The 21,231-nt window shown below is 67.7% G+C and carries 22 protein-coding genes; 10 read left to right on the top strand and 12 right to left on the bottom strand.

The window, feature by feature from the left end:
• The 4 genes from AC1RHV_RS05625 (at position 1) to AC1RHV_RS05610 (ending at position 2,731) form a co-directional block, all read left to right on the top strand.
• Entirely contained in the window at positions 1-1,215 is a 1,215-nt protein-coding gene (locus AC1RHV_RS05625; protein ID WP_192352408.1) for a multidrug effflux MFS transporter, read from the top strand.
• Positions 1,216-1,257: 42 nt separating this feature from the next.
• Complete coding sequence (locus tag AC1RHV_RS05620) at positions 1,258-1,671, top strand: PaaI family thioesterase (protein ID WP_054456351.1); 414 nt, start codon at positions 1,258-1,260, stop codon at positions 1,669-1,671.
• Positions 1,672-1,926: 255 nt separating this feature from the next.
• A complete protein-coding gene (locus AC1RHV_RS05615; RefSeq protein ID WP_082401177.1) occupies positions 1,927-2,202 on the top strand; it encodes a hypothetical protein in 276 nt (91 codons plus the stop codon).
• 4 nt (positions 2,203-2,206) lie between these two features.
• Complete coding sequence (locus AC1RHV_RS05610) at positions 2,207-2,731, top strand: helix-turn-helix transcriptional regulator (RefSeq protein WP_492300005.1); 525 nt, start codon at positions 2,207-2,209, stop codon at positions 2,729-2,731.
• 134 nt (positions 2,732-2,865) lie between these two features.
• On the opposite strand, the gene AC1RHV_RS05605 is transcribed toward AC1RHV_RS05610, so the two are convergent.
• Genes AC1RHV_RS05605 through AC1RHV_RS05575 form a run of 7 tightly spaced genes read right to left on the bottom strand, consistent with a single transcriptional unit; the run spans position 2,866 to position 11,291 of the window.
• On the bottom strand, positions 2,866-3,990 hold the full coding sequence (locus tag AC1RHV_RS05605; RefSeq protein WP_175181315.1) for a C45 family autoproteolytic acyltransferase/hydrolase: 1,125 nt from the start codon (positions 3,988-3,990) through the stop codon (positions 2,866-2,868).
• A 28-nt stretch (positions 3,991-4,018) separates the two neighbouring features.
• Positions 4,019-5,059 (bottom strand): CapA family protein, encoded by a 1,041-nt coding sequence (locus AC1RHV_RS05600; RefSeq protein WP_492300003.1) that lies wholly within the window; start codon positions 5,057-5,059, stop codon positions 4,019-4,021.
• 10 nt (positions 5,060-5,069) lie between these two features.
• Positions 5,070-6,623 carry an ABC transporter substrate-binding protein gene (locus AC1RHV_RS05595; protein WP_054456355.1) on the bottom strand — a complete coding sequence of 518 codons (1,554 nt, stop codon included), beginning with the start codon at positions 6,621-6,623 and terminating at the stop codon, positions 5,070-5,072.
• Between the two features lie 40 nt (positions 6,624-6,663).
• Positions 6,664-7,794: a C45 family autoproteolytic acyltransferase/hydrolase gene (locus tag AC1RHV_RS05590; RefSeq protein WP_492300001.1), complete on the bottom strand. Its 1,131-nt coding sequence runs from the start codon at positions 7,792-7,794 to the stop codon at positions 6,664-6,666.
• A 31-nt stretch (positions 7,795-7,825) separates the two neighbouring features.
• Positions 7,826-9,481, bottom strand: a complete 1,656-nt coding sequence (locus AC1RHV_RS05585; protein WP_054456357.1) for an ABC transporter ATP-binding protein — start codon at positions 9,479-9,481, stop codon at positions 7,826-7,828.
• A 1-nt stretch (position 9,482) separates the two neighbouring features.
• The gene (locus AC1RHV_RS05580) at positions 9,483-10,340 is read right to left on the bottom strand and encodes an ABC transporter permease (protein ID WP_054456358.1); all 858 of its coding nucleotides are present in this window, start codon (positions 10,338-10,340) and stop codon (positions 9,483-9,485) included.
• A 6-nt stretch (positions 10,341-10,346) separates the two neighbouring features.
• Entirely contained in the window at positions 10,347-11,291 is a 945-nt protein-coding gene (locus AC1RHV_RS05575) for an ABC transporter permease (protein ID WP_054456359.1), read from the bottom strand.
• A gap of 184 nt (positions 11,292-11,475) precedes the next feature.
• Here AC1RHV_RS05575 and AC1RHV_RS05570 point away from each other — a divergent pair, with 184 nt between their 5' ends.
• Positions 11,476-12,366 carry a LysR family transcriptional regulator gene (locus tag AC1RHV_RS05570; RefSeq protein WP_054456360.1) on the top strand — a complete coding sequence of 297 codons (891 nt, stop codon included), beginning with the start codon at positions 11,476-11,478 and terminating at the stop codon, positions 12,364-12,366.
• A 137-nt stretch (positions 12,367-12,503) separates the two neighbouring features.
• Positions 12,504-14,117 (top strand): ATP-binding cassette domain-containing protein, encoded by a 1,614-nt coding sequence (locus AC1RHV_RS05565; RefSeq protein ID WP_175161443.1) that lies wholly within the window; start codon positions 12,504-12,506, stop codon positions 14,115-14,117.
• Here AC1RHV_RS05565 and AC1RHV_RS05560 read toward each other — a convergent pair.
• Positions 14,110-14,565: a GNAT family N-acetyltransferase gene (locus AC1RHV_RS05560; RefSeq protein ID WP_119451378.1), complete on the bottom strand. Its 456-nt coding sequence runs from the start codon at positions 14,563-14,565 to the stop codon at positions 14,110-14,112. The genes AC1RHV_RS05565 and AC1RHV_RS05560 overlap by 8 nt on opposite strands.
• 107 nt (positions 14,566-14,672) lie before the next feature.
• Here AC1RHV_RS05560 and AC1RHV_RS05555 point away from each other — a divergent pair, with 107 nt between their 5' ends.
• Positions 14,673-15,947 (top strand): hypothetical protein, encoded by a 1,275-nt coding sequence (locus AC1RHV_RS05555; protein WP_192352413.1) that lies wholly within the window; start codon positions 14,673-14,675, stop codon positions 15,945-15,947.
• Between the two features lies 1 nt (position 15,948).
• On the opposite strand, the gene AC1RHV_RS05550 is transcribed toward AC1RHV_RS05555, so the two are convergent.
• The 4 genes from AC1RHV_RS05550 to AC1RHV_RS05535 all read right to left on the bottom strand — a co-directional run bounded on the left by AC1RHV_RS05550 (position 15,949) and on the right by AC1RHV_RS05535 (position 18,422).
• Entirely contained in the window at positions 15,949-16,515 is a 567-nt protein-coding gene (locus AC1RHV_RS05550) for a hypothetical protein (RefSeq protein WP_054456364.1), read from the bottom strand.
• A complete protein-coding gene (locus AC1RHV_RS05545; protein ID WP_492299996.1) occupies positions 16,512-17,093 on the bottom strand; it encodes a hypothetical protein in 582 nt (193 codons plus the stop codon). The genes AC1RHV_RS05550 and AC1RHV_RS05545 overlap by 4 nt, the downstream gene beginning before the upstream one ends.
• Positions 17,090-17,686: a hypothetical protein gene (locus AC1RHV_RS05540; protein ID WP_175181308.1), complete on the bottom strand. Its 597-nt coding sequence runs from the start codon at positions 17,684-17,686 to the stop codon at positions 17,090-17,092. The genes AC1RHV_RS05545 and AC1RHV_RS05540 overlap by 4 nt, the downstream gene beginning before the upstream one ends.
• 169 nt (positions 17,687-17,855) lie before the next feature.
• Positions 17,856-18,422, bottom strand: coding sequence for a hypothetical protein (locus tag AC1RHV_RS05535; RefSeq protein ID WP_192328239.1), 567 nt, complete (start codon positions 18,420-18,422; stop codon positions 17,856-17,858).
• A gap of 177 nt (positions 18,423-18,599) precedes the next feature.
• Between AC1RHV_RS05535 and AC1RHV_RS05530 the strand changes: the two genes are divergently transcribed.
• The 3 genes from AC1RHV_RS05530 to AC1RHV_RS05520 all read left to right on the top strand — a co-directional run bounded on the left by AC1RHV_RS05530 (position 18,600) and on the right by AC1RHV_RS05520 (position 21,184).
• Positions 18,600-19,376 (top strand): GntR family transcriptional regulator, encoded by a 777-nt coding sequence (locus AC1RHV_RS05530; RefSeq protein WP_175161432.1) that lies wholly within the window; start codon positions 18,600-18,602, stop codon positions 19,374-19,376.
• Positions 19,377-19,469: 93 nt separating this feature from the next.
• Positions 19,470-20,429 (top strand): Bug family tripartite tricarboxylate transporter substrate binding protein, encoded by a 960-nt coding sequence (locus tag AC1RHV_RS05525; RefSeq protein ID WP_346545475.1) that lies wholly within the window; start codon positions 19,470-19,472, stop codon positions 20,427-20,429.
• 32 nt (positions 20,430-20,461) lie between these two features.
• Positions 20,462-21,184, top strand: a complete 723-nt coding sequence (locus AC1RHV_RS05520) for an arylmalonate decarboxylase (RefSeq protein ID WP_175161428.1) — start codon at positions 20,462-20,464, stop codon at positions 21,182-21,184.
• Positions 21,185-21,231 lie beyond the last annotated feature (47 nt).

Here is a 21,231-nt window from a genome sequence, read left to right as displayed (position 1 = left end):
ATGGACACCGCCATCTCCGCTGCGGCGCCGGGCAGTGCGGCGCCTGCGCGCCTGACCGGGCGCCTGCTGGCCGTGCTTGCCGGCATGGCGGCCTTGGGCGCGCTGTCCACCAACATTATCCTGCCGGCGTTTCCCAGCATGGCAACCGAACTGGGCGTGGACGCCCGCGATATGGGACTGGTGCTGTCGAGCTTTTTCCTGGCCTTCGCCATCGGGCAATTGTTCGTCGGGCCGCTGTCGGACCGCTGGGGACGGCGCGCTCCGGTGGTGGGTGGACTGGTCCTGTTCATCGCTGGCAGCCTGGTCTGCGTGTGGGCGTCGACCTTGCCGCTGCTGGTGGCGGGCAGGGTGGTGCAGGCGCTGGGCGTATGCGCGGCCTCGGTGCTGTCGCGGGCCATCGCGCGCGACCTGTTCGAAGGCGAAGCGCTATCGCGCACCCTGGCCTTGACCATGGTGGCCATGGCCGCCGCGCCGGGCTTTTCGCCTCTGCTGGGCAGCGCGATGGAGTACGGGCCGGGCTGGCGCGCGAGCTTTGCGCTGGTCGCGGTGCTGGGGCTTGTTCTGGCGCTGGCCTATGTGGCGACGGTGGGGGAGACGCATCCGGCCGACCGGCGCGCTGCGGCGACGCCCGCTGCCGTGCTCCGCGGCTATGCGGACTTGGCGCGGGATGTCCGGTTCATCGGTCCGGCGTCTGCCGTGAGCGTGGTCATCGGCGGCCTGTATGCCATTTTTGCTGCCACGCCAGCCATGCTCATGGGGCGTCTCGGTCTGAGCGCGCTGCAGTTGGGATTGTTCTTCGCCTGCACGGTGTTTGTGGTGTTCGCCGCCGGCATGCTGGCGCCGCGCCTGGCTCACCGCTTTGGCGCGGCCAGGGTGGCGCGATCCGGCTGCGCGGTGGCGCTGGCGGGCGCGCTGACCTTGCTGGCGGGCGGCGAAGATAGCGGCCTGTCGCAGTTCACGGCCGCCGTGGCGCTGTATCTGTTCGGCATGGGACTGGTCAATCCGCTGGGCACTGCGCTGGCGCTGGGACCCTTCAGCCGGCAGGCCGGGCTGGCGTCCGCGCTGCTGGGCGGCCTGCAGATGGCTTGCGCGGGTGGCATGACGGCGTTGGCCAGCCTGGCGGGCGGCAGCCCAACGCTGATATTGGGCGGGGTGTTGGCTGGCGCTTCTGTGCTTGCGTGCGCTGCGTTGATGGCGGGCAAGCGCCAGCGGTAGTACTTTCCTGATTCTCGACAACCTGTACAAAGGACAAACGCAATGCTGCGCTCTCCCGAAACCATAGAAAGTCTCTTCGAACGGCAACGCGGCACGTTGCCTGACACCTTCGGCGTGCGGCCGCTGTCAATCGAGGAAGGGCGCATGTCCATGGAAATGACGGTGGCGCCGTGGATGATGGCGCCCAACGGTTATCTGCACGCAGCCTCGCAGGTGATGCTGGCCGATACCTGCGCCGGTTACGCCACCCTGGCGCATCTGCCCGAAGGGGCCAAGGGCTTCACTACGCTGGAGCTGAAATCGAACTTCCTGGGCACCGCTCGGGAAGGCGTGCTGACCGTAGAGGCGGTGGCGGAGCACATGGGGCGCACGACCCAGGTCTGGTCGGCGACCGTGGTCGACGCAAGCGGCCGCAAGCTGTCGCTGTTCCGTTGTTCGCAGATCATCCTTTGGTGAGCGCGCGGCCCGGTGATGGGCCGCGATGGTAGAACCCGCAAGCCATTCCAGCCTTTTCGTCCGTTTCTCAGACGGATTCCGCCTTGGTTCCCGCGAGCGCCCTCGATAAGCTGCAATGTCGGCTTTCAGGACCGGCGGCCATGGCGCAAAGAACGCCGTTCGTTCACGACGCCCGACGCTGTTGGCATCCCCTGAAGCTGTGGCTTGGTTGTCTATTGACAACCTATTCTTATGTCTTCATACTGGATACCAATGATGGCTCGTCCGTCCCATCCCAAAAAAGAGGTCGAGGCAGCACTGCACCATGCCGAAGAATGCGGCTGGCGTGTGGAGGTTGGCGGTAGCCACGCATGGGGGCGGATCTATTGCCCCAGCAATCTGGCGGACTGCCGCTGCGGCGAATTCTGCATCACCAGCATCTGGAGCACCCCGAAGAACCCCGGCAATCATGCGCGCGCCTTGCTGCGCGTCGTAAATAACTGTACTGCGCACCGCCACTTGCCTAGGGCTGACGGCGGCGCATGGGAGTAGTGCGATGGAATACACCTTCACCTTGAAGTACCAGCTTGCCGACGGCGACCATGACATGGATGCATTGGTCGAACGCCTGGGTGCGGCCGGTTGCGACGATGCCCTGGTCGGCACCGGGCTGCCGGGACGCATCGCGCTGGAGTTCACCCGCGAGGCTGAAAGCGCGGAATCCGCCGTGCGCTCGGCGCTGGCAGACGTCAGGCGCGCGGTTCCAACCGCCAAGCTGATCGAGGCCGCACCCGATCTGGTGGGCCTGACTGATGTGGCCGAGATCGTCGGCGTCTCGCGCCAGAACATGCGCAAACTGATGCTGGCGTATCCAGACAGCTTTCCGCTGCCGGTCCATGAGGGCAGTACCTCGATCTGGCACCTGGCGGACGTGCTGGCCTGGTTGCAGGCCAAGGGCGGCTATCCGCAGGTCGAACAAGTCATCGACGTGGCGCGCGTGGCCTTGCAGGTCAATGCGGCAAAGGAAGGGCAGCGCGTTTCGCGTTCTGCCTCCAAGGAACTGGAAGCGCTGGTGGGATGACGGTCCTGCGCATTTTGAGAGCGCTTGCCCGCGCCAGCGTCCCGATCTCGTCCAGGATTTGCAAGGCGGGCCCCGGCAATATTCCTTCGCGCCGGCGATGCGCATGAAAAACATGCGCTCATGGCCCAACCCGTTCAGTCGATCGGATAGGCCTCGCCCTCCAGGCCATAGCGGGTGAAGAACTGCCCGAACGACGGCATGGCGGCGATATCCATTGTGAGTCCTGCGGTGTCCAGCACCAGGGTGGCGACGGTGGCCGAGCGGCCTCCAGTCAGCGTGCCGCGCGGCGGGCGGCAGACGGAATAAGGCGTGGCCCAGTCGTCCGCCAGGGCGCGCCGCACGTCTATCACCGTGATCCGGGGGCCGCAGGCGTCCAGCAACTGGCGCACGCGCCAGGCCCGGTAATAGGTGTCCACGGCATTCTTCAGGCCCGCTTCGCGCAGCTTGCCCAGCGCGACTTCGCTCATGAAATGGTTGGAATGGGTCAAGAGGCCGTCCTGCGGCAGCAAGGTGAAGCTCTCGTCGGGTGCGCATTCGAAGTCGATCACCCAGCCGTTCTGGCTGACGATCATGTTGCTGGAGCAGGCCTTGGGCGTGGCGGCGATCAGCTGCATGGCGATGGCGACGTGCTGCTGGCAGAGCACCGCGCGCCGCACGCTGCTCAGCGGCACGCCGGACTGCGTGTAGTCGCGGTCGCTGCTGAGATAGTTGCCGGTCAGGCCGATGCCGGCCGAGTTGAAGCCGTGCCGCGCCAGGCCGCCGGCCTCCACCAGCGTCAGGAAGGTGATGCCGCTTTCCAGGGTGGCGCGCAGCACGATGGTGCTGTCGCAGGCGTCGGGTTCCCAGTCCCAGTTGTGGGCATGGATCAGCGTGCCGGTCGCGCTGCGCCCGGGCATGACCAGGGCGGCGGTGCATTCGCCCTCGGCGGGGTCCAGGTTGCCCATCTTGGCCAGCAGCCGCGCCTTGGCGATGACTTCGGTGCGGGCGTTGATCAGGGCTACGTCGTCGAAGGCGCAGCCCGCGCCTTGCGCGATGCCGCGCATTTCTTCGGTATGCGCGGGGTCGAACTTCTGGATCTGGTCTGCGAACTCCTTGATCAGGGCAGCCTGGGCGGCCATGGAAGTGCCGATCTTGTCGAGTTCGCCGCGATAGTGCCGCGCGCTGCGGGCAATGCGTTCGGGCACGGCGCGGCCGTACTGCACGCCGCGTTCAAAGGGGGCGCCGGAGATCGAGACTAGGGGAAACGGGGCGTATTTCATGGGAGCATCAAATGGGGGAGACGGATGTTCAGGAGGCGGCGTGGCCGGTCAGGTCCAGCAGCAGGGCATCGCCGTCGGCGTGCAGGTCCGCGCCCAGCGCGGCGGATGCGCGGATCAGCAGGTCGCGTTCTTGGGCCACGTCGGACGCGGGCAGGAATACGGTCTGGTTGGCGTCGTTGAGCTGCACGAAACGGAACTGCATGGCGGCGGGGCGCTTGTCGCGGATGTCGACGCGGACCGTCATGCCGGTCCACTCCGTATGCGCGTCCGCCTGGTGGGCGACCTGGAAGGAGAAATTGCCGCTGCCGTAAAGAATGGGCCTGCCGCGATGCAGTTCGATCGGCAGGATCATGTGGGGGCCATGTCCCAGCACGATGTCGGCGCCGGCCTCGACGGCCGCATGCGCGTACTCGCGCTGGTACTGCAGCACTTCGCGCCGGTAGCCCCAGTGCAGCGAGGCGATCACGACGTCCGCCTGTTCCCGCAGCGCCGCCACGTCGGCCCGGAATTGCGCGAGCGACTCCGGATCGGCCCAGGTCAGCACTTCGGGCGGCACGCCGGGGCGCGTGCGCGCCGCCTGCATTTCCAGCCGCGGCCGGTAGGCGGTATGGCCGCGGATGATGGCGACGCCGGCATGGTGCGCGGTGGCTTCATGGTTGTCCGGCCAGTACACGGCGGTGCGCTGCAGGAAGCCGTAGCGCACGCCGTCGCGTACCTCGATCAGCGGAGCGCGGGCGGCACTGGCGTTCGCACCGGCGCCCACGCTGGACAGGGAAGCGTTCCGCAAGGCCGCCAGCGAGGACAGCACCGCTTCATGGCCGATGTTGACATTGTTGGCGTTGCCCACCGCCTGCAGGCCGGCGTCGCGCAGGACCTGCGCGTGCCGGGGGGAGGTATAGAAGCCGCGCCGCTCCTGGGCGTGCTCGGGCAGGTCGTACAGGCAGCATTCCAGGTTGGCGAACACCAGGTCCGCTTGCCGCAGCGGCTGGCTGACGCGGTCGAACAGGCCGCTGGCGTCGTCCACACCCTTGAGGTTGATGTCGCCCAGCAGATACAGGGTTTGATTCATGGTGGCGTTCCTAGTCGGCCTTCGAGACTTCCCAGAGCAGCGGCGCGCCGAAGATCGACGATTCGAAGCCCTGGACGTTCTTGCGGTATGCGCCCGTGCTCAAGGTATTGAACAGGGGAATGATGGGGACCTGCTCCAGCATCAGCCGGTGCAGTTGATCCAGCAAGGCCTGCCGTTCGGCGGGCGCCGTGGCGTTGGTGGCCTTTTCCAGCAGCGCGCGGGCAGCGGGGTCGTCCCACAGCTTGCGCGGCTGGGAACTCTTGTCGCCGGTGACGGCCTCGAAGTTCAGGGCGGGGTCCATGCGGCTGGAGTACGAGAACGACATCATCTGGTAATTGCCTTTCTGCCACTTGTCCTGCTGGGCGCCCCATTCCAGCACCTCGATGTCGGCGTTGATTCCGGCCTGCTGCAGCATTGCCTGTGTGATCACGGCCGCGTCGTAGTTCGGCAGATTGCGCTTGTTGGTCGAAATGACGATTTTCTCGCCCTTGTAGCCGGCCTTGGCGAGCAGCGCCTTGGCGCGCGCCAGGTCGTAGACGTAGCCCTGCTTTTCGGCTTCGCCATAGTAGGGCGAAGCTACGGGGACGAGCGAGTTGTTGGGCTCGGTCAGGCCGTAGGTCACGCCGGCCACCAGTTCCTTGTAGTTCAGCGCCGCGGCGATGGCCTGGCGCAGATAGGGATTGGACAGCAGCTTGTCGCGCGTCTGGATCGTCAGCGTGGAAGGCGCCAACTGGGGCGAGACATTGGTGCTGATGGCCTTGTTCTGCGCCAATTCAGCGACCTCGGAATACGGCACCTTGGACATCACGTCGATAGCCCCGCTGGCCAGGGCGGTCTTGGCCGTCGCCGGGTCGGAGATCACGACAAAGCGCACTTCGTCGACCAGCGGGCGCTTGGAACCCACATAGCCGTCGGGCTTGCCCGGCCGGTTGGCGTAGTTCTCGAAGCGCGTCAGGCTCACGTATTCGCGACGGCGCCACTCCGCGAAGCGGAACGGGCCGGTGCCGATGGGCTTGTCCCAGGTGCCGTCGGGCTTGACGGAGTCGCGATGGGTGATGGCCGTCATGCCGCAATCGCTGCGCGCCAGCGAATCGAGAAACAGCGGCGCGGCCCGGTCCAGCTTGAACACGACGGTGGCGGGATCGGTGGCGGCGGCGCTTTCCACTTTCAGGCCGATGCGACCATCGAAGTCGGTCAGGCAGCGCCAGCCCGTCTTGGGATCCATGTAGCGGTTCCAGCTCCAGACCACGTCGTCCGCGGTCAGGGGCGCGCCGTTGTGGAAGGTCACGCCCTGGCGCAGGTGGAAGGTGTAGGTCTTGCCGTCTTCGGATACGTCGATCTTCTCGGCCAGCAAGGGGGCGGGCTGGCCCTTCGCGTTGTAGCCGACCAGTCCTTCAACCACGTGCAGGATCACCCCATCGGTATTGGCGTCGCGGTTGACGCCAGGATCGCTGCTGCGGATGTCCGCGTCCTGGTGGGCGCGCAGCACGGTGGCGCTCAGGGCCGGCGCGGCGGCCGTCAGGAGGGCGGCCAGGGCGGTGTACGCATACAGAGGTCGTTTCATGATGGGTCCTTGTTGTGAGCGGTTTGCAGCCGGAAGACGTTCAGAAAGAAGGGGAGGATCCGCGCTCCACCGTATAGCGGGCGTAGGTGGCGCCCTGCCAGGGCATGCGCGCGACCTCCAGCACGCCAGCCGCGGGTTCCATGATCAGCGCCGCGGTGGTGCAGGATGCATAGCCCTGGGCGCTGACGCGCCCCGGCCGGCAGACGGAAAAGGGAGTGGCGTGGGTATCGGCGAAGGCGGCCTTCAGGTCCTGCACGCCGAGCTTGTTGCCCGCGGCGGACAGGCGCTGGCGCACGCGCTGGTCGCGGTAGAGGCTTTCCGGCGAGCTGGCGATGCCCGTCTCTTTCAGCTTGCCCAGCGCCACAGGGCTGGTCCAATGGTTGGCGTGGACCAGCAGGCCGTCCTCGGGATAGACCAGGAAGGTCTCGTCGGGCGCGCATTCCAGGCTCAGCGCCAGGCCCAGTTGCGTGCCCAGGATCAGGTTGCACGAACACGCTTTAGGCGTGCCGGTGACGATCTGCAGGGCCAGCGCGTAGTGCTCTTGTTCCAGGGCCTTGCGGCGCACCAGCGGCAGGGGTACGCCGTCCTGCTGGTAGTCGCGGCTGGAGGACATGCCGTTGCCGTTCAGGGTCAAACCGGCCGAGTTCATGCCATAGCGCGCCAGGCCGCCGGCTTCAACGAAGGTAAGCAGGTCGGGGCCGTCGTCGCGCAGCACGCGCAGGATGATGATGGTGTCGGCGCAGTCCTGGCGGTTGTCCCAGTTCTGGCCTTGCAGGAAGCTGCCGTTGGCGCTGCGGGTAGGCAGGATGGCAGCGCCGGTGCATTCGTCGCTTGCCACCGCGGCAGAACCGGCAAGCTGCGCGCGCCGGGCCTGGGCCACGATCTCGGTGCGGGCGTTGATCATCAGCACGTCTTCGAAGGAAACGCCGGCGCCCTCGGCGATGCCGCGCATCTCGTCCAGGTAGGCAGGCTCGAAATCCTCGACGGCGCGCGAGAAGTTCGCGATGAGCCGGCGCAGGTCCGCGGGCGAGTACCGCAGCTCTTGCAGCGCACGGGCGTAGATCCCGGCGCTGCGCCGCACGCGCGCGGCGGCCAGGCGTCCGTGCTGCAGTCCGCGCTGGTAAGGCGTGCCGGCCACCTCGACCAGCGGAAAGTAGGCTTGCGCTTCCATGTCTGTTCCTATGCCTGCGGGGCTGCGGGCGTCATTGGTCGAACCGCCATTTCAGGCGTACGCCGCCGCTGTCGTTGGCCTCCAGGGCCGGAATGGCCGACAGCAGCTTGCGCGTGTAGGGATGCTGGGGCGCGTCGAAGATCTGGTCGCGCAGGCCCTGTTCGACGATCTGGCCGTCCTGCATCACGACCACGCGGTCTGCCACCTGCTCGACCACGCCCAGGTCGTGGCTGATGAACAGACAGGAAAAGCCGTGGCGTTGCTGCAATTCGGCAAACAGCTTGAGCACCTGCGCACGCACGGTCACGTCCAGCGCCGAGACCGGCTCGTCGGCGATCACGAAGGCGGGGCGCCGTACGATGGCGCGGGCTATCGCCACGCGCTGGCGCTGGCCGCCGGACAATTCATGCGGGTAGCGCCTGGCGTACTCCGGGCCCAGCCCGACCTCGGTCAGCACGGTCTGGACGCGTTCGGCCTTCTGCGCCGCCGTCATGCCGTCGACCTGGCGCAAGCCTTCGGCCGTGAGCTCGCCGACCGTCATGCGCGGATTCAAGGAGGAATAGGGATCCTGGAACACCATCTGGCAGTTCAGGCGGTAGTCGTTCCAGGCGGCGCCCGTCTGCGCAATGGGCTTGCCGCGGAAGTAGATGCCGCCGTCCGTGGGGGCCAGCAGCCCCGCGATGGCCCGGCCCAGCGTGGTCTTGCCGGAACCCGATCCGCCCACCACCGCCACCACCTCGCGCGGCCGGATCTGCAGGTCGATGCCGTGCAGGGCGCGCTTGGCCTGGGTGCGGCCGAACAGCCGCTGGCGGCCGGCGTAGTCCACCAGCAGCTGGCGCACGTCGACGATGGGCGCCTCGGTCGGAATGGGACGGGCGGGGCCGCGCATGGGCATGGCCGCCAGCAATTGCCGCGTGTACGGATGCGCGGGACGGTCCAGGATCTGCTGGGTGGTGCCTGTTTCCACGATCTCGCCGTGGCGCATCACGATCATGCGCTCGGTGTACTTGGCGACCATGGGCAGGTCGTGGCTGATCATCAGCACGGCCGTATTGCGGGCGCGGGTCAGCTCCAGCATCAGTTCCAGCACGTCGCGCTGCACCACGGCGTCCAATGCCGTGGTGGGTTCGTCGGCCACCAGCAGGGCGGGTTCCAGCAGCATGACGGCGGCCAGCATCATGCGCTGGCGCATGCCGCCGGAGAATTCATGGGGCCAGGCGTCCAGCGCAGCCGCGGGGTCGCGCAGGCCGACGCGCGCCAGCATCTCCAGTATCCGCTGCTTGCGGGCGGCGGCGGACAGGTCCTTGCGGTGCAGCGCCAGACCTTCATCGAGCTGGCGGCCGATCTTCATGGAAGGATTGAGCGAGGTCATCGGCTCCTGGAAGACCATGCCGATGCGCGCTCCGCGCAGCTTGCGCAGGGTGGCGGGGCGGGCGTCGGTCAGCGACTTGCCTTCGAACGTGATCGAGCCCGCCGCGCGCACCAGCGGCGGCGGCGTCAGGCCCAGCAAGGCGCGCGCCGCCTGGGTCTTGCCGCTGCCCGATTCGCCGACGATGCCGACCAGTTCCCCGGGCTTGATGGAGAAGCTGACCCGCTTGACGATTTCCCGGCCGCCCGCGCCCACGGTCAGCGTCAGGCCGTTCACCTCTGCCAGCGTCGCGCCGGCGTCCATATGCTTGGTCGTCATGTCATTCACCCGTACGCATGCGCGGATCCAGGCGGTCGCGCACGGCGTCGCCCAGCAGGTTGATGCCCAGCAGCGTGAGCGAAATGCAGATGCCGGGGAAGATGCTGAGATACGTCGCCTGCGCCATGAACGGACGGGCCGAGGCCAGCATGTTGCCCCAGGTCGGCGCGGGAGGCGGCACGCCCAGCCCCAGGAAGGACAGGGCGCTTTCCGCCAGGATGACCCAGCCGAACATGGAAGTCGCCAGAACCGTCAGCGGCGCGACGCAGTTGGGCAGCACGTGGCGGAACATTGTGTAGAGCTCGGAATTGCCCAGCACGCGCGAGGATTCGATGAACTCCTTCTCGCGCAGCGACAGCACCGTGCCGCGCACGATCCGCGTCACCGAAGGCGTATAGGCCAGCCCCAGCGCCAGGATGATGCCGTACTTGTTGGCGCCTACCACCGCCAGCAGGCCCAGCGCCAGCAGCAGGCCGGGAAAGGCCAGCAGGGCGTTGTTGAAGGCCATGATGATGCGGTCGGTCCAGCCGCGCACGAAGCCGGTCAGCACGCCGATGGCGGTGCCCAGCACGATGGAGAACGAAACGGTCAAGAGGCTGATCCAGACGCTGGTCGAGGCGCCCACCATCAGGCGGCTGAGCACGTCGCGGCCGAATTCATCGGTGCCCAGCCAGAACTGGGCGCCTGGCGGCTTGAGCCGGGACGCGAAGCTGATGCCCAGCGGGTCGCGCGGGGTCCAGACGGCGCCGATGAGGGCGGCGCCCACGACGATGGCGATGATGACCCCGCCGATGGCCGCATTGGCGGGCAGGCGGCGGCGCCGCGGTTTCACGGGATTGATGGCTGTAGTCAGTTGCATGGCGGTTTACTCCGCTCCAACGCGGGGATCGAAGGCGGGATAGAGCAGGTCGACGAACAGGTTGACCAGCACGTAGATGACCGCGACGAACAGCAGGCAACCCTGGATCACCGGGTAGTCGCGGGCGAAGATGGAATCGACCAGCAGGCGGCCCAGGCCGGGTATGGTGAACACGGTCTCGACCACCGCGATGCCGCCCAGCAGATTGCCGAGCACCAGGCCGATCAGGGTCCAGGTGGGGCCGAAGGAATTCTTGAATACGTGATGGGTCAGTACCGCGCGCTCGCTCAGGCCCTTGGCGCGGGCATGGGTTACGTAATCCAGGCGCAGGACCTCCAGGGCGCTGGCGCGCGCCATGCGCATCAGCACGCCGATCTCGTGCAGGAACAGCGTCAGGATGGGCATGGCCAGGTACAGCAGGCCGGCGACCGCGTCCTCCGACACCGACACGTAGCCCACGACCGGCAGCCATTCCAGCTTCAGTCCCAGCAGCAGCAACAGCAGCAGGCCCAGCCAGAAGGTGGGGATGGAAACCAGCAGCGTGGCCATGCCGACCAGCGCGATATCGGTGGCACGATTCTGGCGCCAGGCGGCGATGATGCCGGCCGGCACCGCGACCAGGGCGGCGGCCGCCACGGCGGCCAGCACGATGGGGGCGCTGACCAGGAAGCGGTCCCAGACCAGGGACAGCACGGCCTGGCCGGTGGTAATGGATTTCCCCAGGTCGCCCTGCAGCAGGTCGCCGAACCACAAGGCGAATTGCGCGGGCCAGGATAGGTCCAGGCCCATGCGCTGGCGCAGTTCTTCCAGGCTGGCGGGGTCGGCAAGGTCGCCCAGCAGCAGTTGGGCCGGATCGCCCGGGATCATGCGGATCAGCACGAAAACGGCGACGGACACGATCAGCAGTGTCGGTATGGCCATTCCGATGCGCGAGAGTGCGAAGCGAAGCATAGGGGGCTCGTAGCTCACGTCCCGGCGCCTGCCGCGGCAGCGCGATGGTGACGATACGGTTGACGGGGCCGCTATGCCGGCTCGGCTGCGGGACGACGTAACTTTGACGTCCTGTCATAAAGAAGTAAAACTAAAATTACTTTGTGATATATAAAGTTCTTCTTACCGATATGGCGCCCACCCGATGAGCTCGATCCGCTTCTTCCGCACCTTCGTCGCCGTGGCGCGCAGCGGGTCTTTCGCCGCGGCGTCGGAACGGGTGTCGCTGACGCCGGCCGCGGTCAGCCTGCAGATGCGCGCGCTGGAAGACGACTTGGGCGTCACCCTGTTCGACCGCAGCGGCAAGATCGTGTCGCTGAGCGAAGGCGGACACCGGCTGTTGCCGCGCGCGGAGCAACTGCTGGCGGTGTACGACGACCTGCGCGACGGCCCGGCCGGCGACGAGCTGGTGGGTTCCATCGATGTGGGGTCGGTGGGCACGTCCATGGCGTTCCTTGCGCGCGCCGTACTGACCCTGCGGGACTCGCATCCCAAGCTGAACGTGCAGCCGGTGATCAGTTTTTCCGGCGACCTGTCGCTGCGCGTGCGGGCAGGGGAGCTGGACGCGGCGCTGGCGGTCAAGAACGCCCACAAGCTGCCTTCGGGCACGCAATGGACGCCGCTCTACACAGAACCCTTTGTGTTCATCGCCAACCGTCAGGCGGCGGGCAAGGCGGACGTGGCCAGCCTGATGGCGCGGCGGCTCTTCCTGCGGCCTTCGCGCGACACGCACACGGGGGCGCTGATCGATGCCTTCGTCCGCAGGAATCACCTGAAGTTTGGCGAGTACCTGGAAATCAATTCGCTGCGGACCATGGTTGAACTGGTGCACCAGGATGTCGGCGTGACCATTGTTCCGCTGACGCGCGCGGCGCATTGGGAGGAGGATCCGCGGCTGCGCGTGGCTTACTTCGATGATCCCTCCGCGCAGCGCACCGTCGGGCTGTTCGAGAACGAGGCGCGCAGCCATCTGACCAGCGCCCTCAGGCGCGTTCTGCTCGCCACGATCGAGCAGGATGCCCAGGTCAGGCGGTGATCCCCATTACAATGCGGTATTCATCACCTCACCAGGAGTCATTCGCCATGCGCCACTGATGCCGCCGTCTACGCGACGGCCAGTCTCCACCCACCCCCAAAGAGCAGGGGGAGTTCTTGGCATCCTTGGAATTGCACATGACGAATCCCTATATCGCGCTGGAAGGCGTGTCTTATGTTCTGCCGGACGGCAGAACGCTATTCTCCGGTCTCGACGAACAGTTCGACCTGCGGCCTACCGGGCTGGTGGGCCGCAATGGCGTGGGCAAGAGCGTGCTGGCCCGCATTCTTGCCGGGCAGCTGCCGCCGGCCCACGGCCGCTGCCTGCGCTCGGGCAGCGTGCATTACCTGGCCCAGCAGGCGGCGCCCGGCGTGGCGGAAACCGTGGGCGGCCTGGCGGGCATGCAGGCCACGCTGGCTGCGCTGGAGCGCATCGAAGCGGGCAGCGCCGCCGCCGAGGACTTCGACATCGTGGGCGAGCGCTGGGGGGCGCGCCTCGCGTTGCAGCAGGAGCTGGAACGCTGCGGCCTGGGCCATCTGGATGCGGCGACGCCGGCCGCCGCGCTCAGCGGCGGCGAGGCCATGCGTGTCGCCTTGATCGGCGCGTTGCTGTCGGACGCCGACTTCCTGATCCTGGACGAACCCACCAACCATCTGGACAGGCCGAACCGGCAGGCCCTGGCCGAGCAGCTGCAACGCTGGCCGCGCGGTTTGCTGGTGATCAGCCACGACCGGCAATTGCTGGAGGCGATGCAGCGCATCGTGGAATTGTCGACGCTAGGACTGCGCGGGTATGGGGGCGGCTACAGCTTTTACGCGCAGCGCAAGGAAGAGGAACGGAGCAATGCGCTGTCGCTGCTGGAGCAGCGCAAGCATGAACGCCAACGCGAGGAACAGGCCCTGCGTGTACAGCACGAACGCCAGGAACGCCGCCAGGCGCGCGGCAACCGTCAGGCACGCGACGCCAATCAGGCCAAGATCCTGCTGGGCCGGCAGAAGGCGCGCAGTGAAACTTCCGCGGGCAAGCTGCGCCACCAGCATGCGGCGGCCAGCGAGCGGCTTGCCTTGCGCGTGCGCGAGGCGGCCGCGCAGGTCGACGACCAGGACGCCATCGTGCTGCATGCGCCGCCCGCCGCGATGCCGGCGCAGCGGCGCGTCGCCGAACTGGATGCAGTGGAGCTGCCGTTTGTTCCGGCCGCCACGCGCCGCATCGACCTTACGCTGGGCGGGCAGCAACGGGTGGGCGTGGTCGGTCCGAATGGTTGCGGCAAGTCGACCTTGCTCAAGGTGCTGGCGGGACAGCTGCAGGCACCGGGCGGAACCTGCCGGGTCGCGGCAAAGGCCGTGTATCTGGACCAGGGATTGGCCATGCTGGCGCCGCAGCGGCCGGTGCTGGAGCAGTTGCAGGCGGCCAATCGCAGCGCGACGCAAGCCGACTTGCGCACGCGCCTGGCCCAACTGGGGCTGGACGCGCGCAAGATCGCGGCGCCCAGCGGCGAGCTCAGCGGGGGAGAGCGCCTGAAGGCCGCGCTGGCCTGCGCGCTGTACGCCGACCCGCCCGCGCAATTGCTGTTGCTGGATGAACCCAGCAATCACCTGGATCTGCCTTCGATGCAGGCATTGGAGGCGATGCTGCGCGCCTACCGGGGCGCCTTGGTCGTGGTGTCCCATGACGACGCGTTCATGGAGCGTCTGGACCTGACGCACCGGCTGGTTGCGGGCAGGGAAGGCTGGCGCCTGGAAACTATCTGATCGACAGTTCCAGGATGTCGTCGCCAGCCTCGTCGCGCTCCCCGGTGGGCGTCCACCCCAAGTGGCGGTAGAAGCCATGGGAGCGCACGGCGGGATCGCTGGCGCATGCCAGGAACAGGCGTTCGTGTCCCAGGCTGGCCAGATGGCGGACCACCAGTTGCAGCAGCGTCTTGCCCGCGCCTTGGTTCTCGCTTTCGGGCAGCAGCGCCAGCACCACGATTTCGCCGGTCTCGCGGTCGCCGAAGCAGTAGCCTGTCACCCGGCCGTGCGCGCAGGCGACGAAGCCGGGCAGGTCGCCCGCGCGCACGCCAGCGGCCCAGCTGTCCTCGGTGATGCCCAATGCGTGCAGTTCCTCCACGGAAAATGCGTTCTCTCTCGTCTGGCCGCGGATCGTCAGGCAGGCAGGGACGTCGTCGGCGGTGGCGGGGCGGAATGTCAATGTGCTCATGTCCGTATATTGACACCCTGTGCGCAATCGTGGCGAGCGGTAACACTCCGCGCGTCCGGGCGGCATTAACATCGTCCGCTTCAATCCGCGCACTGCAGGGTGTAGGCATGCTCGAGTCCGTACTCGCGCCATGGGCGCTCACCGGCCGGCTGTGGCTGCGGTTCTGGCCGCAATTGATGGCGCTGGTGCTGGCAGGCACGCTGGCCCGCGATGTGCTGCTGTGGGTGGCGGCGCAGACCGGCTTCGCCAACCATCTGGCCGGCCTGGCCGTGCTTACGCTGGTGGCCCTGGCGCAGCTGGTCACCACTGTCGCCATGTTCCTGGTGCTGCTACCGGGTCTGCCAGCCTTGCGAAGCGCACAGGAAGCGGCGCGCGCCGGACAGGCGGAGGCCGGCGGCAGCAACGGACGTCTGGGGCGGGCGCTGACCGTGGCCTTGTTGCCGTTCTTCGCCTACTACGCCGCCTGGGGTTTCCTGGGCGACATCGTGCGGCAATACTCGCGTCTTGCTTATGGGCTGGATCCGCTGGGCGAGCACGGCAATGTGCTGGACGCGCTGGATTCCCGCTGGCTGCTGGTGTCGGTGGCGATTTCCTGGCTGGTGCGCAAGGCGGCGGTGACGGCGCGCGACCGCACCGGCAAGGGTCGCTGGCAATGGCTGGTGGTGCTGTGCGAAACCAACTGGGTGCTGATCGGCTTGTACGTCATCAGCCGCTGGAAGGACCAGGCGTGGCAGTGGCTGGCCGACCGGCGCGGCCTGGAGGCGTTGTTGCAGTCCCTGATGAACATGCTGACGCCCGTCACGAATGCCTGGGCGGCGGGCATGACGCCCGTGGAGGCGCAGGGGCGCGGCCTGGGCGCCGCGCTGCTCAGCCTGTTCTTCTATGCCTTGTTGCCGGTGATATGGCTGGTGATGGCCGCACTGGTCTATGGCTATGACGTGCGCGACGATGCCGATCTCAGGCGCTATGAACGGCTGCAACGGCTGGGCGATCGCTACCGTGCCGTGCCGCGTTTTCTGCGCGATTTCGTCGAGCATTTCGTGGCCGGCTACCGCAAGCGCTATCTGCCGCTGGCCAGCGGCGTGCGGCTGGCCTTTCACAGCAGCGCGCTGCTGCTGGTTACGCTCATCGTGGGCTACCGCCTGATCGACTGGGGCGCCGCGTGGCTGTGGTACGGCGCGGCGCGCCTGATCGGTCCGCACGACCTGGATACCTGGCAGGTGCTGGCGCATGGCGTTTCGCTGCTGTTCGGCAGCCCCTTCCGCGATTCTTCCACGGGCCTGCTGATCGAACCCGTGCGCATCTGCTTTCTTGCGGCCGTGCTGGAATGCGCTTACGCACCCTGGAAGATGCGCAGCGCGGCGCCCGCGCCAGCAGCGTGAGTCAGCCGGCAGGCTCCGGCGGCGCGAAGCGCAGGTAGGCGGGCCGTTCGGCGTCGATGGACACGGTGATAGACCAGGGCGCGGCTGCGTCGGCGGGCACCATGAAGGCTTCCATGATTTCGACGCTGGCGCCGGGTGCGGCGCCGCTGTGGGCCGCCGCCACGCAACCGCGTGCGGTGCCGCGCGGCAGGCGCAGCGCCGGGGCGATGGCGGGCAGCCAGGTGCGTCCCTGCGCGTCGTGCAGCGCAATACGGCAGCCGCGCCAGCGCGTGGGCAGATCGGCAGATTGCACCTGCACGGAGAAAGCAGCCAGCGCGGCGCGCGAGCCGGGCTGCCAACCCCTGCCGGCAGGTGGTTCCAGTACCGCGAATTGCCGCAGCTGCCATTGCGCGCCGCCCAGCGGCGCCTGCGCGCCCGCCGCGATTTCGCGCGGCTGCAATTCACGGCCTGCGAGCCAGCGGGCCACGCTGTCGCGACCGCTCCAGTACAGCGTCAGCGCGAGCAGCACAGGAAGCAGCCACAGGCTGCGGCGGCGCCAGCGGCGTTCGCTCGCGGCCGCATCGTTCATGGGGCGGCCTCCTGTTCCAGATCATGGTTGGCGGCGGCGATGGGCCGGCCGGAGGCGTCCAGCGGGACGTCGTCCAGCGTAATGCGCACCTGCGAATCCAGGCGCGGGTCATAGCGCGCGGACAGCAGCAGCGTGGCGCCGCGCGCCTGATCCGGCCGGATCTCGAACACCAGCCGCACGGTGCGCGGCAGGCCCGGTTCCAAGGCGTGGGGCGGCTGGTTGCGCGCGAGGGCAAGGCGGTCCGTATGGCGGTAGGCCAGGCCGCCGGGTCCGAGCCAGGCGGCTTCGCCGACCGTGGCCGACGTGTCCCGTGCCGCCAGGCGCAGCCAGACGATGGCCCAGACGCCGCCCGTCGTGCGCGTCTGCGTGGCGCTCAGGCTCTTGTAGTTCAGCTGCTGCGCGAACTGCACGCGCTCCACAGTGACGTCGAACAGCCTGGCGCTCACCGTCTGTCCCATGGCGCCGCTTGCCGTGATGGGGCCGGTCAGCGCCATGTAGCGGGGCGTGGTGCGCTGCATGGCGTACAGAGCCAGCGCGGCGGCCAGCGCCAGCAGCAGCGTGCCCAGCCGCGCGCTCATGGGGCCGACTCCGGCGCGCCGCCTGGGGCTATCGGCAACTCGATCCGGCCCACGTTCGCGGGATTGAACCAGCCCGGCGCGCCATACAGGTTGTCGACGGGCTTGTAGATCTTGCTCTGCACCGCGAGCGCGGTGCGCATGGGAACCGCGGCCGCGGGGGGCAGCATCCAGACGAAGGCCATGCGCTCGGGCAGGCCGGGCTGCAGATAAGGCATTTGCTGGGAGTCGCGCAGGCCGACCACCATGGGCTTGCCGGCAGCCGATCCCGGCGGTGCATTCCAGCGCAGCAGTCCGAGATAGTCGGCGCTCGATTCGGCGGTGCGGTTGGTGAGGTCGGCCTCGACCACCAGCGCCGTGGCGCCGGGCTTGAGCGGCACGCCGTAGACCTTGGGCGTGGAGGCGGTCCAGGCCCGGCGCGGCACCACCTGCCACTGGCCGGTCTGGATCGAGATATCGGCGCCATACACGGGTTCGGACACGCGGTTGAGCTTGCCGTAGGCGCCGTAAATCGCCACGCTGGCCGCGGCGACCAGAGAGCCTATGCCTGCCAGGCTGGCTGCGACACGGGCTCTGAGCGAGTGCAGTACGCGCATCCGGACTCCAGGCGCGCAGGCCGCGCGCATCGGGAATCCCAGATCGTAGGCGTGTCGCTCCTGGCGGGTTTTGTCCTTATGTTTCCATGCATGTCGGGGGCGGCAATGCTGCGTGCGCCGGCCAAGTTTTGAAACAATTCGCCGGGCGCGTTGCGCAGTCCCGGGCGCTTCAGAACAGGTTCAGCGCCCGCGCCACCCACCAGCCCAAGCCGATCGCGACGCCGATCAGCAGCGTCCTGCGCAGGCCGCCGCCCTTGGCCGGCACGGCGCCCGGAGGGAGGCCCGCGTTCGGGTCCGATTGGACGGCTGCCGTCGGGGCGCGGGTCGGCGTCGGCTCATCGGTCTCGATCACGAACTCCGGCTTCGCGCCCTGCGGCTTCAATCCCGGCGCGAGATTTTCCACGTCCACGCCGGCATTGCGCAGCATGTCCCACAGGCCGCCATCGCCCTGGCCGGCGCGCAATGCCTCGATGCGTTCGCGTTCGGCGCGCGGCACTTCGTCCAGGCTGTCGTATTTGCGGCCATTGACCGTGACCGCGCCATTCTTGATCTCGACCTTGAAGGACTCGCCGTTTTCGATGCCGGCATAGCTCCAGGTCTCGTTGACCGTGGCGCCGTCCATTCCGCCGTCCAGCAGATCTTCGATGTTGGCGCGCTGTTCAGGCGTGAGGTCCTTCGCGGCACTCCAGCTGCGCGTCGTCGTAGTGCTGCGCCAGGTCTTGGTTTCTTTGTTCATTGCTCGTCCATAGGTGTGCGGATCGCGTCCAGGGCCGCCGGCCTAGTCATTAATGCAGAAGGTGTTTTCATGTCAAGGAAATCAGCAGGGCCCGCAGCTTGCCGGGCTGCCGCCGTGCGTTGATATATCAGATATCCCTGACGATAATTCTTCCACTGTTGCCAGCAAGGAATCGTGATGCAGAAGCCTTACCCCGCCACGGCGGCTGATCGGATACGGCAGACGCTGGAGGATCAGATCGTCAATGCCGAGCTGCCGCCGGGCCTGGCGCTGGACGAGGCGTTGCTGGCGCAGCGTTGCGGCGTTTCGCGCACGCCGGTGCGCGACGCCTTGCTGCAACTCTCGGCCCAGGGCTTTGTGCACATCAAGCCCCGTGTCGGCATATTCGTGGCCGCGCTCGAACCCGACGAATTGGCCAATATGTTCGAAACCCTGGCCTACCTGGAAGGACTGTGCGCGGGGCTGGCCAGCCAGCGCATCACCCGGGCCGGGCGCGGTGAACTGCTGGCAGCCCACCGCGACGCCGAGCCGGCTCGGGCCGCAAGCCGTCCTGGCGGCTACGCGGCGGCGAACCTCCAGTTCCACGACGTCCTCTATCGCGCCAGCGGCAACAGCTACCTGATCCAGCAGATTATGGCGATACGCAAGCGCACGCACCCGTACCGCTTGCGGCATTTCGATCAGCCGGGTCGCCTGGCTTGTTCATGGCGGGAACACGCCAGCGTGCTGGAGGCGGTGCTGGACGGCGACGAGCGTGCCGCCTCGCAGGCCGCCACCCGCCACATCGTCGAGGGGGGGCAGCAGTTCCGCGAATTCGCCGAACGCTTTCCGCAGGGCCTTTACGCGGCGGTAGGCAGCATGCGCGCGGAGCAGCAGGCTGCGCCCGCCGCGGCCACGCTTGCCTGGCTGTATGGTCCGCGCACCGCGGCCAGGCATACCAAGCCGGTCAACTGAACCTTGTCCACCGCGTTTACCGGCGCCGGCCGGGGCGTGATGCTGTCCGGCGCTATTGCGCCATCGATCAAAAACAGAAGCAGGAGACTCGCCGTGTTGCATCGATTTGCAGGCCTTGCGGCCGCCGTGTTCATCGCCGCCGCCAGTCCGGCTGTCCAGGCGCAGACCACGCCGGTCAAGATCGTGGTCGGGTTTTCGCCCGGCGGCGGCGTCGATACGCTGGCGCGGCTGCTGGCCCAGGGGCTGGCGCAGGCGATCGAGCGGCCGGTGGTGGTTGAGAACAGGGCGGGGGCGGGAGGCACCATCGCCGCCGACGTGGTGGCGCGGGCCGAATCCGACGGCGCGACCCTGCTGCTGGCGGATACGTCGCTGCTGCTCGCGCCGCACATCTATCCGAAGGTCAATTACCGGATGGGCACGAGCTTCACGCCGGTTGCAATGGTGGGCGACGCCGGGCTGGCCTTGGCCGTGCCTGCGGCCAGCCCGGCGCGGACGCTGCCGGATCTGCTGGCCATGGCGCGCAAGGAACCGGGCCACTACACCTACGCCTCGGTGGGCGTGGGGTCCATGCACCATCTGGGTGGCGAATTGATCAAGTCCATGGCCGACGTGGACCTGGTGCATGTGCCATACAAGGGCGGCAGCCCGGCCACGCAGGCGGTCGCATCGGATCAGGTGTCGTCCGCCATTTCCAGCCTGCCGGCAGTGATTCCGCAGGCGAGCGCAGGACGTATACGCATCCTGGCGGTGCTGGGCGCCGAGCGGTTCCCCGGCTTGCCGGATGTGCCGACGGTGGCGGAGACGCTGCCGGGCTTTGACGCGACCCCCGCGATCTTCCTGCTGGCGCCGGCCAAGACGCCGGCTGCCGCGCTGGAAAAGATCACGCAGGCGTTGCCGCAGGTATTGGCCCAGCCCAAGCTGCGCGAGGCGTTCATCGCGCAGGGCTCGCTGGTGCGCTACCAGCCTGCCGCCGCACTTGCCGCATGGCTGCCGGTGCAGGAGCAACGCTGGGTCGACCTGATCTCGCGCGCCAAGCTGACCTTCGCCCCTTGAGATTTTCGGTATCCACAGCAGGAGAACTTTTCATGCAGCAATCAAGCACCCCCACCATCGGCATGATCGTGCCGCCCGCCGCGGGCCTGGTGCCGGCGGACGGGGCGCGGCTCTATCCCGATCTGCCCTTTATCGCCAGCGGACTGGGGTTGGGCTCTGTCACGCCGCAAGGCTATGACGCCGTGATCGAATCGGTGGTGGACCATGCGCGCCGCCTGCGGGAGCAGGGCGCCGCGGTGGTGTCGCTGATGGGCACCTCGCTCAGCTTCTACCGGGGCGCGGCCTTCAATGCCGCGTTGACCGAGGCGATGCGCGAAGCCACCGGACTGCCGTGCACGACCATGAGCACGGCGGTCCTGAACGGATTGCGCGCCCTGGGCGTGCAGCGCGTCGCGCTGGCGACGGCCTATATCGACGATGTGAACGAGCGCCTGGCGGCATTTTTGGCCGAGGAAGGACTGGTTCCCACCGGTTGCCGCAGCCTCGGCATCACGGGCGTCGAAGCCATGGGGCGCGTGGATACGGACACGCTGGTCGACCTGTGCGTGCGCGCATTCGAGGCGGCGCCCGATAGCGACGGCATCCTGCTGTCTTGCGGCGGCCTGTTGACGCTGGACGCCATACCCGAAGTCGAGCGCCGTCTGGGCGTGCCGGTGGTGTCGAGTTCGCCTGCAGGGTTCTGGGACGCAGTGCGGCTTGCGGGGGGAGGGGGCAAGGCCAGGCCCGGATACGGCCGCCTGTTCGACGAGTCCTGACCATAGCGCCTCGTCCGCGGCAAAGCCGCAAGCGCGCGCCAGCCGCG

The sequence above is a fragment of the Achromobacter sp. GW823-FHT04E03 genome (assembly GCF_058796095.1).
Note: the sequence above shows the minus strand (reverse complement) of the source record. Positions and strands in the feature narration are given on the sequence as shown.